The organism is Paenibacillus nanensis, from assembly GCF_003583765.1.
GTDB classification, from domain to species: domain Bacteria; phylum Bacillota; class Bacilli; order Paenibacillales; family Paenibacillaceae; genus Pristimantibacillus; species Pristimantibacillus nanensis.
Window position 1 is genome coordinate 121640 of record NZ_QXQA01000006.1, and the last position, 17454, is coordinate 139093.

Genomic DNA, 17454 nt, shown 5'->3' on the forward strand with positions numbered 1-17454 from the left:
AAGCGGCAGGAGGGCTTCTCGTTGATTCAGTTGATTCGAAGGAAACGGTCCGGCAAAAAGGATGGATTTACCGTCTATATCATTCCCGCTTGGCAGTGGAAGGAATTTATCGCTTTCGAGATGATCGGGGGGATGGCCTTCTACCTGGTCAGCAAAATTATGGTTCATACGGAATGGTTATGCATCGCGGCTAACATGGCGGGGCCGCAAATGCTCAAATATATGTATGCGGCGCTGCGCGCCTAGACAAAAAAAGGAACGCCTGCCCGCGGATGTCTTATCCGCTTGCGGAGTCGTTCCTTTAATTGATATAGACGGTTATCGATTCCGCCTCTACAGGCCGGCCGTCCATTTAACCGCTGCTCTCAGCGCGCCAAGAAACGCATCGTCTGCAAGACCTTCCTCGCGGTGCGCGGGCGTTAAGCAGCAGACGCGGCCTTGGCCGGATGGATGCCTCCATCCTGCTATAGAGGCGCCGTCAATGGAAGAAGACCGGAGGAACACTTCCGTCTCCTCTTCCCGGCAGGCGGTAAAATAATGCTCATCCAGCAGCTCGAATGGCTCGGAAATAAGCGGCGAATCCGAAGGCTCATAGCGGACAAGCTGATGCTCGGCCGGATGCGACAGGAAACAGCCGCGGAGCATACGCACATAAGCTCCGTCTTCCGGATACGAGGCGAGCCCGGAATGCCAAGCAAGCCACCCTCCGCCCGCTTCCACATAACGCGCGATGTCCGCCGCATGCTTCTCCGTCATCCACAGCCGAGCCGGATCTCCTTCCGGATCAATACGGTTCTCCGCGAACAGCACCACGGCAGCCGGATTAGAAGCAAGCTGCGTCATCAACTCGTCCGTATCCTCGGCGAAATGCAGCACGGCTTGCTCTGCTGCCTGCCGCTCCGTTATCGAGCGTTCCAGCGCCAAACGCGCCGGCTCCGCTTTATGGTAGAAATCGCCGACATACGCGACGATACGTTTCTTGTTCGTCATGGTGAGCCTCCTTCAGCCAATCATCCGTTACAGCTTCATCGGATTGCCTTTTTTGTCTACAAACCATTTGCCTTCCTCCGGTACGACTTTACGTTCCGCAAGGTCCAAGATGGAACGGGCCGACTCTGCCGCGTCGCCGGTCGCCTCCGAGCCGCCCATGTCCGTCCGAATCCAGCCGGGATGCACAGCGTAAACGGCAAATCCATGCGGTACCAGCAGAGACCTGAGCTGGGCAGTGAACATATTTAATGCCGCCTTCGACATCCCGTAGGAATAATCCCCGGCCCATGCGTTCGCCAGGCTTCCCGCTTCCGAGCTAATATTGATGACAGCCTGCTCTTTCCCCTTCCGGAGAAGCGGCAGGAAATGCTTCATCACCAGAATCGGACCGTACACATTCGTCTGGAACGATTCCTCCACCTGCTCGAGGTCCAGCTCTTCCAGCTTCTCATCTCTTCCGCGAAGAATGGCCGCGTTGTTGATGACAACGTCAATCGCGTCGGTCCGTTTCGTCACTTGCTCCCGCGCATAGGCGACAGCCTGCTCATCCGTTACATCCAGCGGCAGCAGCGTGACGCCTTGCGGGTATTGTTCCTGCAGCGCGCGCAACCGGTCCGCGGATGAGCCCGGTCCGCGAACTCCAGCCCATACATGATGGCCGCGGGCAGCCGCTTCGGAAGCAAGCTCATAGCCAAGACCTCGATTGGCGCCGGTAATTAAAATTTCCATTTTCGATACCTCCGAGGCTATTTGTCGTTTTCAAGAAGCTCAAGCATGACCTTAAGCGGTTCGAACGTATCCAGGTAGGCATACCGCCCTCCCGTATACTCGCCTTTCTGCACCAGCTTCAAGCCTTTGCCTTCCATTAATGAAATTTTTTCTTTCATGCCTTCAACGACAAAGGCGATATGATGCACGCCTTCCCCATGCGCATCCAAGTGCTCCCTCCAGGTGCTCGCGTGGCGGTCCGGTTCGATAAGCTCCAGCTGCAGCGAACCCATATCGAAAAAAGCAAGCTTAGCCCTCGCTTCGGAAGAAGCCCCGCGGAATTCCGTCTGCGCCTTGTCCACCGTATCCGTCCAGAACCATGCCGGCTTCTCCATACCGAAAAATTCCGCATAAGCCTGCGATACCTTCTCGATATCATGAACCAGCAATCCAATCTGCGTTATCACTTTTGTTCCCAGAATTCCGTTATTCATTCCGCTTCATCTCCTTCGTCAGCTTTCCAGACCTAACGCGTTATTCTTAACCTTCGATACGCACCGCGTCACGCTGCGCGATGAGCGACAGCTCCGCCGCTTTGAACGTATGCTCCTGCGTCATCGCGTTTTCGGTTCCGTTCAAACAATCGAGGATCAGCTCGCCGAAATACGGGTAGCCGACCTTGCCTTTCAGCCTCATGTGCTGCTCGCCATCGCCATTCACCAGGTACAGCTGATCGCCTTCCTGTTCTCTGCCGACATCGATATATTTGCGGAGCTCGATATAACCTTCCGTGCCGAGAATGAGCATCCGCCCGTCGCCCCAAGTGCCGAGACCGCTTGGCGTCAGCCAGTCCACCCGCAGGTAGCCGGTCGCGCCATTTTCGCCAACCAGCGTCATATCGCCGAAGTCCTCAAGCTCCGGATAATCCTTGTTCGCATAGTTGGCTACCTTGCTGCTCACGACCTTGGCATCCTTATTCCCCGTAAAATACAGGAACTGCTCAACCTGATGCGAGCCGATATCGCATAGGATGCCGCCGTATTTCTCTTTTTCGAAGAACCAAGCCGGACGGGACGGCGCATTCAAGCGGTGCGGTCCAAGACCAAGCACCTGCACGACTCGGCCGATCGCCCCTTTCTGGATCAGCTCGCCCGCGTAAACCGCGCTTTCGACATGGAGGCGCTCGCTGTAATACACCGCGTATTTTTTCCCCGTTTCCGCCGCCGCAGCCCGCGCTTCCTCCAGCTGCTCAAGCGTCGTGAACGGCGCCTTATCCGTGAAATAGTGCTTTCCGCTCCGCATCACCCGCACGCCAAGCGGCCCGCGCAATGAGGTAATGGCTGCCGCCGCGACAAGCTGCACCTCGGGATCGTCCAATATTTGCTCCGCCGACTCTGCAGCCCTCACGCCCGGGTACCGCTGCACGAACGCCTCGACTCTTGCCGGATCGCTGTCATAGACCCACTTCAGCTCGGCGCCCGCTTCGATTAACCCGTTGCACATGCCATAGATATGGCCGTGATCCAAATTCATTGCGGCAATAACAAACTCCCCTGCCTCCACGACACGTCTTGTCCGTCCTTCCGGCGCATAATTCATACCGTCGGCTTTGCTCATCGCTTTATTGCTCCTTCCGGTAGGTGGATTGTTTAATCCGTTCTTGAAGATGCTCGTAATACAGCTCCTCGTCAATCGGCAGCTCGACCCAGTTATCCGTCCAGGTCGACAGCAGCATCGCATTCGACAGCATCAGTCCTTTGATGCCTTCCTCACCCGGCGCTATCAGCTGCTCGCCATGGAGGATCGCGTTAACCCAGTTTTGGGTAATCCCTTTATGGTCGGGATTGACGCCTTGAATCGGGATTTCGCATTTCCAGCATTCCGGCTGGCCGAAGCCGCCTTTGTACGTCGCGTTAAATTCCGGCTCGGATACGCGCAGCCGCCAGAAGGTAAGCTTATTGTCTTCGATGACGACCTTGCCGCGGTCTCCGCTGATCTCCAGCCGGTTCGTGCCCGGCGCTTCGCCTGTCGTTGTGACGAAAACGCCGGTTGCGCCGTTCTCGTATTCGACAAAAGCGGTTACATCATCCTCCACCTCAATATTCCGGTGCTTGCCGAAATAACAAAACGCTCTGACCCGCTTCGGCATCATATTGATCGTCCATTGCCACAGATCCAATTGATGCGGGTCCTGATTCAGCAGCACGCCGCCGCCTTCTCCCGCCCAAGTTGCGCGCCATGTGCCGGAGTCATAATAGCTTTGGGAACGGTACCAATTGGTAATAATCCAATTCGTTCTTCTAATCTCGCCAAGCTCTCCGCTGTCTACCAAGTCTTTCAGCTTCTGATAAAGCGGATTCGTGCGCTGGTTATACATCATGCTGAATACGGCATCGGTCCGGGCGGCCGCGTCGTTCATCTCGCGCACCTGCTTCGTATAGACGCCGGCAGGCTTCTCGCACAGCACATGCAAATTTCGTTCAAAGCAAGCAATGGCAAGCTCCGGATGGGAATAATGCGGAGTTGCGATAAGGACGCCGTCCACAAGTCCGGAATCCATCAGCTCATACGGATCGGAGAAAAGCGCAACATCCTCTCCCGCATGCTCCTTCGCCCACTCCAGACCGCTTGGCGCGCTATCGCTGACAGCCGTCAGCTTCACGCCGTTTACCTCGCCTCTTTTTATGTAACCGATATGCCCTTTTCCCATATTGCCAAGACCGATTATACCTAGTCTTACGACGCTCATCTTCCATCTCCCTCTCACCTGTTTTTCATGCGGTCAATCCATTGAAAAACCTAGCTGTATCGTATCACGACGCACCCCCGCAGGCTTCTTCCGCATTAATCGAAATCATCTTTTATTTGACTGTGGTTGGTGTATAATGAGGGTACTTGCGAGGAGGGAGCCTGGAATGAACAACGCGAACATCCAAATCAAAGTCCCCTTTACGATGGGAACCTCAACGAATTATACCGGCCATATTCCTTACCATACGCATACGCACTATGAGATTTATTACTTCCACGGCGGCAAAGCCAACTATCTGATCAATGACCGCATTTATGTGCTGGAGCCCGGGGATTTGATTCTCATGCATGGCATGACGCTTCATAAAGCGCATGTCGATCCCGAAACCGCATACCATCGAACGACGCTGCATTTTGACCCCTATTATTTTCATCAATACATACAGCCCGCCTACGCTGAGGATTTGCTTGCGCCGTTCCGCAAGCTTCAGAACGTCCGCCTGCAGCTGCGAGGAGAAGATAAGCAAGAGTTCGAGCGGTCGCTGACGAGAATGGAAGCGCTCTACAAGCAGCAATCTCCACATTCGATGCAACGTTTTCAAGCTTTATTTCTCGATCTGATGCTGCAAATCCGCGAGCTATGCGCACAGCCCATGCGTACGATGCCTTCTTATCCGTCTTCCAAGGAACGCCATGTGCAATCCGTCATTAGCGACCTGGAGGCGCATTTCAATGAAGAAATTACGCTGGAGCATCTGCAGGCCCGGCTTCACTTAAGCAAATATTATTTGGCCAAAACCTTTAAAGAAGTGACCGGGATGACCATATTCCAATTTCTGATGCACCGCCGAATTTATGAGGCGAAGCTGAAGCTTATCCAGAGCTCGGAAAGTATTACCGATATCGGTTACGAAGTGGGGTTCAAGCATCCTTCCCACTTCAGCCGAACCTTTAAAGAGCATACGGAGCTGACGCCGGAGCAATACCGGAAACGGCATCAGCTGGCGCTCTAATCCTGCTTCTAGTGCTTTATAGGGAGCGTAATCTCGACCGTCGTTCCTTTGCCTTGCCTGTTGTAGATTTGAAGCTTGCCGAGATGGGCTTCGATGATTCGGGTGCTGACCATGAGACCAAGGCCAGTGCCCTTTTCTTTTGTCGTGACGAAAGGCTCGCCTAGCCTGCGAATCACTTCATTTGGAATACCGGGACCCTCGTCATGAATGCGAACATGCAGGAGCCGTTCCTTGCCGGTCTCCGCCATGTTCGCTTGAATGTGCACCTTGCCGCCGTCCGGCATCGCTTCAATCGCGTTTTTGACCACGTTTAAGAACACCTGCTTCAATTGGTTCCCGTTGCAATACAGCATTGGAAGGTTAGCCTCCAGCTCGCAGCAGATTTCCACGTTAAGCAGGATAGCCTGCGTCTCCAGTATCGACAACACGCTTTGAATAATTTCAGCAAAGCTTCCTTGCTCGAAGGACGTCAAATGAGGCCTCGCCAGCGTCATAAACTCGTTCACAATGAGATTGATCCGATCCAGCTCAGCAGCCATAATTTCGAAATAGGAGCTTTCGTCTTTATATTTCGAACGGAGAAGCTGCGTGAAGCCCTTCAGCGCCGTGAGCGGATTCCGAATTTCATGAGCTACGCCGGCCGCCAGCTGTCCGATAACCGAAAGCTTCTCCGAGCGCAGCATCTGCTCCTCCGATCGTTTCCGGTCTGTCAGATCTCTCACCACGCTAAGCACAACGCTTCTCCCCATATAATTATCGATCCGGATATAAGACACTTCGGCTTCCAAAATACGATCGTCCAGCAATATTCGGATTTCACGAAAAGCGGTTGGCTCGTCCAGGGTCATCGCTCTTTCAATATCTTCTTGTACAAGCTTTCGGTCGTTCTCATGGATAAACTGCAAAAATGGCTGTCCGATCATGAGGGAATCATCCGGCTGCCCGGCTAGCTCAATCGCGTGTTTATTCGCATAAAGCACTTCATCCTCATCCGTAATAAAGATAGGTTCGGGAATGCACATCAGCATTTGTTGGTACAGTTTAGCGCTGTTTTGGAGCATCTGCTCCTGTTCCTGCTTGAGCGTGACGTCCTGTATCGTTCCGAGAATCGCCTCTTCGCCATTAAACGAAATGGAGGAGCAATTGCCCTCCAAATAGATCGAACGGCCGTCCTTCCGCTTCCCCTTCACTTTGAATGGATATTGCGTTTTTCCGGCCATGTGCTTGGTACATTGGTCTTCATGGAGCAAAACCAGCTTGCTTGTGTCCACAACCGCATCGACTGGAAGCCCTTGCAGCTCCTCTAACGAATAACCGAGCATATCAAGCAGATAGGGATTGGCGTAAACGATTTCATTTTGCTGCGCTACAAATACGCCGGCCACTACGCTTTCGACAAGCGTTTTGTACAAGTCGTTCCACTCGTTTAACGTCTCCTCCATTTGAAGCATAGGCGACAGATCGCGAACAATGAGCTGAACCGCGCTTTTTCCGTCATAGGTAATCGGGATCGCTCTTACTTCGGTCGAGACAATGCTTCCGTCTAAACGAATCAGCTTTCGGAGAAGGGGGGATGACGGCACTCCTCTTTCGATAAATCCTTCCACTCGTTCTTTTAACTGATAATGATACTCCTGATGAATTAAATCGAATAAGTGCCTCCCCTCTAGCTGCTGACTGCTTGTCGCCCCGACCAGTTTAAGCGCCGCTTCGTTTACGAACAATATCTGAAAATTCGAATGGACGATGACGCCGTCCGGCAAACAATGAACGAGGGTTTCGTATCTTACTCTGCTCTCCTGCAGCAGTTGTTCGGTTGTGGCATCCATTGTTTTTCCCCCTATGATCAGTCGCGCAAATTATAGTTCATTTTTACTATTTTCCACCCATTCCATTTTTCCTCCTGCCGGCTTCTAAAAATGACAAAAAAACCGCCGCTTACCTGTCGGTAAGCAGCGGTTCGTATACGAAACGATTAGCCTTGAAGCAGCAGCTGTTCTGGATCCTCGAGCATTTCTTTAACCGCAACGAGGAAGCGGACTGCCTCCGCGCCGTCTACGATGCGATGGTCGTAGGAAAGCGCGATATACATCATCGGACGGTTCTCCATACGCGTTTCGTCGATGGCAACCGGACGCAGTTGAATCTTATGCATACCCAGGATGCCGACTTGAGGCGTGTTAAGAATTGGCGTCGACAGCAGGGAGCCGAATACACCGCCGTTTGTAATCGTAAAGCTGCCGCCTTGCAATTCGCTGAGAGACAGCGTGTTCGCGCGGGCTTTCTTCGCAAGCTCTACAATGTTTCTTTCGATTTCGGCGAAACCAAGACGGTCGGCGTCGCGAACGACAGGAACGACCAGGCCTTCTTTCGCGGATACCGCGATACCGATATCGTAAAATTTCTTCACGACGATGTCTTCGCCGTCAATCTCCGCGTTAAGCAGCGGGAACTGCTTCAGAGCGCCGACAACCGCCTTCGTGAAGAAGGACATAAAACCTAGGTTTACCTCATTCTTGTCGAAGAACGATTGCTTGCGGCGTTTGCGGAGATCAAGGATCGCCGTCATATCGACTTCGTTAAACGTCGTCAGCATCGCCGCAGTGCGCTGCGCTTCTACCAGACGGTTCGCGATCGTTGCCCGGCGGCGCGACATACGCTTGCGCTCAACCGGCTTGCCGCCAGTGCTAGCGCTAGCTGCCGCCGCTGGAGCCGCTGGAGCCGCTGCTGCTGGAGCAGGCGCCGCTGCTGGAGCAGGAGCTTGTACGCCATGCGAGCGGACATCATCCGGATAGATGCGTCCGATACCGTCTTTGCCTTGCACCTGCGTCAGGTCGATGCCTTGCTCACGGGCAAGCTTGCGGGCAGCCGGAGAAGCGTTAACCGATGCCGCAGAGGATGCCGCTACAGCTGCAGGCGCTGCTGCTGCTGGAGCAGCGGCTGGCGCAGGCGCCGCAGGCTCAGCCGCTTTTGGCGCTTCCGGCGCCGGCGCAGGAGCTGCGGCCGGTGCAACGGAGGATGCGCCGATCGTACCGATTGCTTCGCCCACCAGTACAACCTCGCCGTCTTTTTTGGCGATGCTTGTCACGACGCCGCTGCTGTCCGCGCTAATTTCAATATTAACCTTATCCGTCTCAAGCTCCAGAAGCACGTCCCCTTGATTAACGGAGTCGCCTTCCTTCACATGCCATTTTGAAATCGTTCCTTCGGAGATCGATTCTCCCAATTCCGGTACAATAATATCTGCCATTTGTTGTTACCCCCTTACCAAACTCGATTCGAATGGCTGGCCATTCAAAGCGGATGAAATAATCGATTGCTGCTCTGCTGCGTGAATTTCCTGATGACCGGTTGCCGTGCTGGCGCGTTCCGGACGTCCGATGTAACGAACCTGAACCTTGCCCGGCGCAAGCTCCCGCAGGCGTGGCTCCATGTAGAACCAGGAGCCTTGGTTTTTCGGTTCTTCTTGCACCCATACGATTTCTTCGAGCTTAGGGAATTGGCTGATGACGCGTTCGAGCTCGGCTTGCGGCAGCGGATACAGCTGCTCCACATGCGCTACGCGCAGCCATGCGTATTCCTCGTCGCTGCCGGACGCCATCGCTTCAGCGATATCGACCATCACTTTACCCGATCCAAGAAGCAGACGCTTCACTTTATCTTTTGCCGCCTTCGGCTCTGTAAAGCTAAATTGCGGCAGCACCGGCTTGAACGAGCCTTCGCTGAATTCCACGCCGTGCGATGCGGCGCGCGGGTTACGCAGCAAGCTCTTTGGCGCCATTATGACGAGCGGTCTAACGTTGTCGCCCTTCAGCATTGCCGCCTGCTTGCGAAGCAGGTGGAAGTATTGCGCCGATGTCGTCAGGTTCGCTACCGTCCAGTTGTTATCGGCGGACAATTGCAGGAACCGCTCCAGACGCGCGCTGGAATGCTCTGGACCTTGACCTTCATAGCCGTGCGGCAGCAGCATAACAAGCCCGGACTTCTGGGACCATTTCGCGCGGCCTGCGGACAGGAACTGGTCGAAAATAACTTGAGCGACGTTCGCGAAATCGCCGAATTGCGCTTCCCAGATAACGAGAGTTTCAGGCGCAAATACGTTGTAGCCGTATTCGAACGCCAGTACAGCCGTCTCGGACAGCGGGCTGTTGTGTACGGCGAACGAAGCCTTCGCTTGTGGAAGAATATGCAGAGGCGAGAACTTCGCGCCTGTTGCATTGTCGTTCAGCATAATATGACGGTGAGCAAATGTGCCGCGCTCGGAATCCTGCCCGCTCAGGCGAATCGGCGTTCCATCCGCTAGAATCGTTGCGAAAGCAAGCGCCTCCGCATGCGCCCAATCCATCTTCTCTCCATCGTTCAAGCCGTTCGCGCGGCGCTGCAGAATACGCTGCAGCTTCGTATATTCCGTAAAGCCTTCCGGCCGGTTCAGAAGCTCCAGGTTAATTTCCTTCAGCGTTTCCATCGGCACTGCGGTGCGAACATCTTCCGGAACGATTACGCCGGTTTCGGCGGAAGCCTGAACATGCGTTTTGCCTTCGTTCGCCTTCATCGCGTCGTATGCGGCTTGAAGGGCGCTTGTCGTCTTCTCGCGAAGCTGCTCGACCTGCTCGTCTGTTACGTTCTTTTCCGCTTTCAGCTGGTTCGCGTACAGGGTTGCTACGGTAGGATGGCTGCGAACCTTGGAGTACACGAGCGGCTGCGTCGCATCCGGATCGTCCATTTCGTTATGGCCGTAGCGGCGGTAGCCGATCAGGTCGATAACGAAGCCTTTATTGAATTGCAGGCGGTATTCGCATGCCAGCCGGATTGCGGCCAGACAAGCTTCCGGGTCGTCCGCGTTGACGTGAACGATTGGAAGATCAAAGCCCTTCGCCAGATCGCTCGCATAATACGTGGAACGGGAATCCTCGCTGTTCGTTGTGAAGCCCACCCGGTTATTCGCGATAATATGAATCGTACCGCCGTTGCGGTAGCCTTGAAGGTTGTTGAAGTTTAGCGTCTCGGCCACGATGCCTTCGCCGATAAACGCCGCGTCGCCGTGTACGCAGACGGTAACCGCGCTGTGCAAGTCCTGCGAAGGGAAGCCAGGTGTGCTGCGGTCTTCCTGCGCCGCGCGGGTAAAGCCTTCCACGACAGGGTTAACGAATTCCAAGTGGCTCGGGTTATTCGCCAGCGTGACTCTTGCGCGAACGGTCTCGCCCTCGGTAAACGCGCGGTCCGCCCCAAGGTGGTACTTCACGTCGCCGGACCAGCCAAAGTTAATGCCGATCGAGCCTTCGGAAGGAACAACCTCCTTATTAGGGGAGTGATGGAATTCAGAGAAAATTTTCTCGTACGGCTTGCCAAGAACATGCGTCAGCACGTTCAGACGTCCGCGATGCGCCATACCGATAAGAATATCGTGCGCGCCGTCATGCGCGACTGCGCGAATGATTTCGTCCAGAACCGGGACAAGCATGTCTACGCCTTCGATAGAGAAGCGCTTCTGACCAACAAACGTTTTGTGAATGAAGCTTTCAAACAGCTCGACTTGCAGTAAGCGTTCCAGCAGCGCTTCCTTCTCTCTCTGGGACAGAGGAGCAGGGAAAGAGCCGGACTCCGCTTGTTTATGCAGCCAAGTGCGCTCGTTTTCATCATGGATATGCGTAAATTCATAAGCGGCCGAACGGGTGTAAATCTCTCTGAGCCGCACGATTGCGTCCCATCCATTCGCGATTGTATCCGGCGCGTTATCCCAGATTAAGGATGCGGGAATGGAGGCCAAGTCTTCCTTCGTCAATCCGAACGTTTCCGGTTCCAGCAGCTTGGTGTCCGCCGGTTTGCTGATGCCTAGCGGATTAATATCCGCGCCTAAATGGCCGTACCTGCGGATATTCAGCATTAGCTGATGCGCGGCAACGACCTTTTTTAGCATATTGCTGTCGATCGGACCTTTCACCGCCGGCGCGGCTCCCTGTACGGAGCTTGCCGCGGAAGCTGCAGGAGAAGCTGTCGAAACGGCAGCTGCACTAGGCGGTGCTCCCCACTGTGCAAACATTTCTCGAACCGATGCTTCAACCGCATTCGGATCGCTCAGGAACAGCTCATATTGCTCCTGAACATAGCCAAGATTGGGACCATAGTAGCTTTTCCAAGGCGAAGAATTGCGCTCATCATGGATGCTCATTGCAGATAATTCCACCCTCTCTATTCATAACCATCCTATTATTTTCAATGGCGGAGCTTTCCATACATCCCCGCCGGCTTCTCTCTTTCTATGAAGAAAAAGAAGAAGCGTCGTCGCAGCTCAAAAAACAGCAGCGTAGCTCCTTCATATTTTAGTACAATAACCGCTTGCCAACCATAATCATCTTGGCATCGGTTTCATGCATTTCGAGCATTAATAGAGAATCTAGGCACGGGTATACGCGATTGGTCGAAAAAGCGTGACGAAATCGAGCGATTATCCGTTACGCTTTCTCTTTCCCAGCCAATAATTCCACCAGCGTACGCACCATAACGCCGGTTCCCCCCTTAGGCTCCCAGCCTCTGCTCGCCTCCAGCCATGCGGTTCCGCCAATATCGAGATGGACCCAAGGAAGTCCCTCGGTGAAATGGCCGATGAACATGCCGGCTCTGCTTGCGGCGCCGTAACGGCTTCCGCTGTTCTTCAAATCGGCGGCGTCACTCCGCAAATCCTTCATAAATTCCGGATAAGCCGGCAGCTGCCAGACCCGCTCCCCCGCCCGCTCGGATGCCCGCAGCACTTCCGCCATCAGCGCTTCGTTATTGGTGACCGCGCCGGTCGCTTCGTATCCCAGCGTAATCATAACGGCGCCGGTCAGCGTTGCGACGTCGACCAGCTTCGTCGCGCCCCTGCGAATAGCGGTTGTCAGCCCGTCCGCAAGCACCAGTCGGCCCTCGGCATCCGTATTGACAATCTCGACCGTATATCCGCTCATCGTTTGCAAGACATCGCCCGGCTTGAACGCGCGATCGGAAGGCATGTTCTCCGCGGTCGGAATGACCGCCAGCACATTGACCTCCGCCTTGAGCTCGGCCAATGCGCGAAGCGCGCCGAGAACGGCGGCGGCGCCGCCCATGTCGGAGATCATCTCCTCCATGCCGAGTCCCTTCTTAAGCGAGATGCCGCCTGTATCGAACGTAATCCCTTTCCCGACCAAGCCCCACACTTCCGCGTCGTCCGGCGCTCCCTTATAATGAATCACAATCATGCGCGGAGGGTTCACGCTGCCTTGGCCGACAGCCAGCAGCCCGCCCATTCCCTGCTCCGCTGCCGTCCACTCGTCAATAACCTCGATTTCCAGATCAAACTCGGAAGCCAGCTCTTCCGCATGGTTGGCCAGTCTCTCCGGCGTCAGGTCATTGCCCGGAAGATTCGTTAAGTCCCGCGCATAGGCGACGGATTCCGCCAACAGCTTGCCTTTGGCAGCACCGCTTTCCCACGCTTCCCGTCCGCCCGGCTCATGCAGCAGGCCCGCCTCGGGAATAAAGGCTGCCGCGTCTAATTGGAACCGCTTTGTTTCCTCTTTCTTGAGCGGCATTCTGTCATGCAGCGCAAGCAGCAGTCCTTCTGTCAGCGACTGAGCGACAACCGACGCTCCGATAGCCGCCACTTCTTGCTCGAATAACGATTTGCTAAGTCTCACTTCCGCTGAAGCGGCTTTTATCCGTTTCAGCGCCTTCGCTGCGGCGGCGGCAGCTTTCCGAAGCCCGTCGGCACCCTCGCCCGGCGTATAGCCCGCAAACACGACATAGGACGCATTCAGCAGCCCAAGCGACCAAACGACTTCCGTCTGCTCCGTCTTGCCTTGAAACAATCCCTTGGCATACCCGCTCCGCAATTGCTGATCGAGCTTAGGCTCGACGATGACGCCGTCTTCTTGCAATTCCTTTTCGCCGATGAACCGAATGATGGCTTCAGCGGCCGCACCGTCCTTCATGGCTCCATATGTAAAGGTTGTTGTCATCCTATTCCCTCTCTTCCCAAAAAACATAAAAAATAATCGGGGCCCGAAAGCCCCGATTTGATTCTAAACTTTTATTCTGCCAATGGCAAATAGATCGTAAAGGCCGTCCCGCTGCCGACTTCGCTGTCTACCCGGATGGTCCCGCCATGATTCCGTATGATCCGGTAGCTTACCGATAATCCAAGACCGGTTCCCGCTTGCTTCGTCGTAAAAAACGGATCGAACAGCTTGTTCATCGTCGCTTTGTCCATGCCTTTCCCGTTATCCTTGATCACGATTTGCACATATTCGCCGTCACTGTTAAGCGTAATATCAATTCTGCCTCGCCGGAGGGCTTGTACTTCTTCTACCGCGTCCAACGAGTTTTTTAACAGATTCAATATGACTTGCTTTACTTGCTTAATATCGATTGAAACGACCGCGTCCGATTGGAAGGATTCCACCATAATCTCGCAATTGCGAAGCAAGGACTCGCTTTCCGTCAGCATCACCACTTCGCGGATCAGATGCTCGATGGAAGCCGCTTGCTTCATCGGGGCCGAAGGCTTCGAAGAATTTAAAAACTCATAGATAATGTCGTTCGCCCTATCTATTTCCGTCAGGATGATGCGCGCATATTCCTCTTTCCCTATCTCCAGCAAATAAGGCTTGAGCAGCTGAATAAACCCTCTTATACTGGTCAGCGGGTTCCTAATTTCGTGGGCGATGGCCGCGGCAATCTTCCCGAGCATGGCCAGCTTGTCGTTCTGCAGCGCGCTTTGCTCGATCTGCTTGTATTCGGAAACATCCTTCACGCTGAACAGATAATCGCCCTCAAGCTGGTCGCCGTAGGTTACAGTAGCCAGCAGATGCTTTCCGTCCTTATGCTGAAATTCGTAATACCGGTTTCGTTTCATAAACATTTCCCGGTATAAGCGAAGAATGGTCCGCTTCGTCGTGATCGACAGGCTGGGATGCAGCAAAATTTCGCGAATATTGCAGCCGATCAGCGTTTTTCTAGGTATGTCGAGCAGCTTCGCCATTTGCACATTAATAAAGGATAGAATACCGTCGTTATCGAATAGCGCGATGCCGCTGTCCATATGCTGCAGCACGTTCTCGTATTTATTTTTAACCTTCTCGAAGGATCGGTCGGAACGAAGCATGAGTTCGCGCATTTCCATAAACTTCTGCGCCGATGCCAGTTCCTGCTGTTCGCAATCCGCGCTTACTTCCATTTTGAAACGGCAGGTTATCATTACCTCCGTTAGAAATAGAAAGGAACGGTGATACAGCTTTACAGCATCTTTGGCTTCCACATTGGCAGCCAATTCTTCCATACACTCTTCGTGAACGGCAATGATGTCTTCCTGGTTGAAACCGTATAATTGCTTCCCCAGCTCATTAGCATGCTGAAGCGACGCTTCCTTACCACCCCGGATATATTCGGCAAGCGCCGGGAAATAAAGCTTTCGAATGGCTTGCATCTACTAAATCCTCCCCGGCAAAGCTATGAATTACTAGCGACACCCTATCACTCACACCTAATCATAGGTTTCCTTTACAAAGGCTGTCAATCAGAAATCCTGTCGAAACGTGCGGTCTATCGTATAGGCTCGTAATTTGTCTAAATGAGCACCCCGCTTCATGCTCGTGTAGTATAAAAGCCCCGTCGGTTCAACCGTCGGGGCGTCTTGCCATATGTTTTATCCTGCTTTAATCTCTGTCCCGTCCGCCTTTGCCGTCCCGGTTGCGATTGTCCTTCCGATCGACGTTTTCGTCATCCCGATCGTCATCATCGTCGTCATCATCCCGGTCATCGTCCCGCCGATCTTCATCATCGTCGTCCCGGTCATCCCAGGCGTATCGGTTATTCAGCCAGCTGTTGTCGCGATCGTTATAGCGGTTCCGCTCCCAGCCATCGTCATCATCATCGCGGTCGTCATCGTCCTTTTTCCCTGATGGTCCGTTATTCCGGTTTTTCCCGTTATTTTTGGACGAATGGCCGTTATCGTTTTTGGAGCCTTTATTGTCCTTGCCCTGGTTCTTATTATTTCCGTTATTTCTATTATTCGAATTCTTCTTGTCCTCGTCGTCATCGCTGTCTTCATCATCGTCGTCACGGTCCTTCTTCCCGTTGTTCCCCTTGGAATCCGACGGCTTGGAAGGCTTCGCGGTAGGCTTAGAAGCAGGAGTAACGGCAGGCACAGCAGAAGGAGAAGCAGCTGGCTTCTCCGTCGGGCCGTCTTGCAAAGCCGCGCCGGTCTGACCATTCGGCTTCTTCTCTTGCGCTTCTTTTTCCTTTTTCTCTTTCGCTAACAGCTCCTGCAGCTTTGCCTTTGTCGCGGCCTCATCCTCGTCGTCTACGATTTGCTTGACGCCGCCGATCGGCTCCGTCCATTTATCGATCGATACCTCTTTTAATTCCGAGATCTCGCCTTCATACCCTTCGTCCTTGGCCATCAAATAGACGGCCATCTTGCCGGAGGATATGCCGTTCGCGTCGGCTGCCTCCCGAAGCTCTTCCGGAACGGACAGCGTCATGATCGTCACATCCTTCAATTCGGATGTGTGCTCGGCCAGCCATTGCTGCAGTTTCTTGTTCAAACTATCGGTCAGAATCGATTCGAATTCGACCGCAAATCCCTTTTTACCGGACAGCATGATGCTTGTAATCAAAATATCTTTGTGCGGCGCGTCCAAATAATGCGACTGATTCGCTTGCTCGAGAATGACCGCGGCTACGGTTTCCACATCTTTTCCTTTATAATCGATGTTTTCAATCAACTTAGCCCCGTCTTCATTAAGAGCCCGCAGCGCGCGAACCCGCTCCTTCCCGTCGACGCCGATCTCCACGCTTGGATTGATGTCCATCGTCACATAGGCCACAACAGGATTGGCTGTCTGTATGGAATAAGCGATCCCCGCAATGGTGAGCAGACAAAACATAGCCGCGGCAGCCGCATACCGGGAAGCAACCCGGCTCAGGCCGGCGCGCCTCTTAACCGGTATCTCCTCCTCAAACACAAGCTCTTCGCCGATTTGAGGCGAGCCTTGAAGCGGAGCGCGCAGAAATTGTCCGTCTGCCGTCATGACCACCGCATGCCGCTCATGTATACTCATTACGATTCCGCGCTTCATTTGCTCACCTCCCTGCTTTGCGTCCGATCTACGCGGCCGATCGTTAAATAATCGTTCATGTATGGATAAGCTCCCGACAAAATGACGGCGATTGCGATAATATATTTCCGGTTCCGCTCAAGCGTCTTGCGCGAAACCCCGCTCGCCTCCATCAATTCCTTGATTGGCATCTTCTGAGTTAGCCGCAGGCTTTCCATCAGCCGCTCGTCACCGGCCAGCATGGCCGATATGCCGATCAGAATTTGCCGTGAATCGGCGTGCTTCGGGGAATGCTCCACCAGCTCGCCGAATGTGATGCCATACAGAGTAAGCTCTCTGTTCAGCTCCTCGATTTCCGCTCTGCGTTCGCTATCGCTTTTACTCGCGTCATGTGCCTGCAGCGCCTGCTTTGTGTCCAGAACATTATAAACTGAGCCGTCCTCGCCTTCCGTATCGTACGAGCTGTACGGGACGGCTTGGAGATGCCTTTGTTCTTTTCGGGCATGGTCAATAAGCCTACGCTGCATCACAGTTTTTGCAAATCCTAGAAATGAAGCGCCCGCCTTAACGTCGTACTGATTAATCGCTTCATTGAAAGCGACCAGCGCGACGCTGAACTCATCATCTCTTGAAGGATCCACATATCGTTTGCAGAATTTGCTTGCGGTTTTCACAATATATGGTGAATACTCAGCGATAAATCGCTCACGAAGCGCTTCATCGCCTTGCCTTATTTGCTCAATGTACTGCTCCGGCCCCAGGGTTGTCTCGGAAGAGTCTCGCTGAGAGGGAACCGATTTACGCAGAAAACGTTTGAATAGAACCAGCAACAATCGCTCCACCTCGCTACTAAATCAATTCGTCGTGCTGTTATGGTTTTTGGGGGGCATCATGAAAAAAAATTAATGTTCGGCGTAAAA

Annotated in this window: 14 protein-coding genes; 2 read left to right on the forward strand and 12 right to left on the reverse strand. The window is 53.7% G+C overall.

All coding sequences use genetic code 11. The annotated features are described in order from the left end of the window. The first annotated feature begins 21 nt into the window (after positions 1-21). Positions 22-246, forward strand: a complete 225-nt coding sequence (locus D3P08_RS11790) for a hypothetical protein (RefSeq protein ID WP_119599903.1) — start codon at positions 22-24, stop codon at positions 244-246. 87 nt (positions 247-333) lie between these two features. Here D3P08_RS11790 and D3P08_RS11795 read toward each other — a convergent pair whose 3' ends face one another. From D3P08_RS11795 to D3P08_RS11815, 5 genes are read right to left on the reverse strand one after another with little or no spacing between them, the layout of a single operon-like run. Next, a complete protein-coding gene (locus D3P08_RS11795) occupies positions 334-990 on the reverse strand; it encodes a ThuA domain-containing protein (protein ID WP_119599904.1) in 657 nt (218 codons plus the stop codon). 27 nt (positions 991-1017) lie between these two features. Next, positions 1018-1719 carry an SDR family oxidoreductase gene (locus tag D3P08_RS11800; RefSeq protein WP_119599905.1) on the reverse strand — a complete coding sequence of 234 codons (702 nt, stop codon included), beginning with the start codon at positions 1717-1719 and terminating at the stop codon, positions 1018-1020. 17 nt (positions 1720-1736) lie between these two features. After that, complete coding sequence (locus tag D3P08_RS11805) at positions 1737-2192, reverse strand: VOC family protein (RefSeq protein WP_119599906.1); 456 nt, start codon at positions 2190-2192, stop codon at positions 1737-1739. A 46-nt stretch (positions 2193-2238) separates the two neighbouring features. Then, positions 2239-3315 carry a Gfo/Idh/MocA family protein gene (locus D3P08_RS11810; protein ID WP_119599907.1) on the reverse strand — a complete coding sequence of 359 codons (1077 nt, stop codon included), beginning with the start codon at positions 3313-3315 and terminating at the stop codon, positions 2239-2241. Positions 3316-3319: 4 nt separating this feature from the next. Further along, positions 3320-4447, reverse strand: a complete 1128-nt coding sequence (locus D3P08_RS11815; protein ID WP_119599908.1) for a Gfo/Idh/MocA family protein — start codon at positions 4445-4447, stop codon at positions 3320-3322. A 166-nt stretch (positions 4448-4613) separates the two neighbouring features. On the opposite strand from D3P08_RS11815, the gene D3P08_RS11820 reads away from it, so the two are divergent. Further along, positions 4614-5462, forward strand: a complete 849-nt coding sequence (locus D3P08_RS11820; protein WP_240647457.1) for a helix-turn-helix transcriptional regulator — start codon at positions 4614-4616, stop codon at positions 5460-5462. An 8-nt stretch (positions 5463-5470) separates the two neighbouring features. On the opposite strand, the gene D3P08_RS11825 is transcribed toward D3P08_RS11820, so the two are convergent. From D3P08_RS11825 to sigI, 7 genes are all read right to left on the reverse strand, one after another. Then, positions 5471-7291: a PAS domain S-box protein gene (locus tag D3P08_RS11825; RefSeq protein WP_119599909.1), complete on the reverse strand. Its 1821-nt coding sequence runs from the start codon at positions 7289-7291 to the stop codon at positions 5471-5473. A 146-nt stretch (positions 7292-7437) separates the two neighbouring features. Further along, positions 7438-8712, reverse strand: coding sequence for a 2-oxoglutarate dehydrogenase complex dihydrolipoyllysine-residue succinyltransferase (gene odhB / locus D3P08_RS11830; RefSeq protein ID WP_119599910.1), 1275 nt, complete (start codon positions 8710-8712; stop codon positions 7438-7440). Between the two features lie 6 nt (positions 8713-8718). Next, positions 8719-11631 (reverse strand): 2-oxoglutarate dehydrogenase E1 component, encoded by a 2913-nt coding sequence (locus tag D3P08_RS11835; RefSeq protein ID WP_119599911.1) that lies wholly within the window; start codon positions 11629-11631, stop codon positions 8719-8721. A 283-nt stretch (positions 11632-11914) separates the two neighbouring features. After that, a complete protein-coding gene (locus tag D3P08_RS11840) occupies positions 11915-13435 on the reverse strand; it encodes a leucyl aminopeptidase (protein WP_119599912.1) in 1521 nt (506 codons plus the stop codon). Positions 13436-13506: 71 nt separating this feature from the next. Next, the gene (locus D3P08_RS11845) at positions 13507-14901 is read right to left on the reverse strand and encodes an ATP-binding protein (RefSeq protein WP_119599913.1); all 1395 of its coding nucleotides are present in this window, start codon (positions 14899-14901) and stop codon (positions 13507-13509) included. 229 nt (positions 14902-15130) lie between these two features. Continuing rightward, positions 15131-16555: an anti-sigma factor domain-containing protein gene (locus tag D3P08_RS27515; RefSeq protein ID WP_119599914.1), complete on the reverse strand. Its 1425-nt coding sequence runs from the start codon at positions 16553-16555 to the stop codon at positions 15131-15133. Further along, positions 16552-17364 carry an RNA polymerase sigma factor SigI gene (sigI, locus tag D3P08_RS11855; RefSeq protein WP_338068718.1) on the reverse strand — a complete coding sequence of 271 codons (813 nt, stop codon included), beginning with the start codon at positions 17362-17364 and terminating at the stop codon, positions 16552-16554. Before sigI ends, D3P08_RS27515 begins: the two co-directional genes overlap by 4 nt. Between the last annotated feature and the right edge of the window lie 90 nt (positions 17365-17454).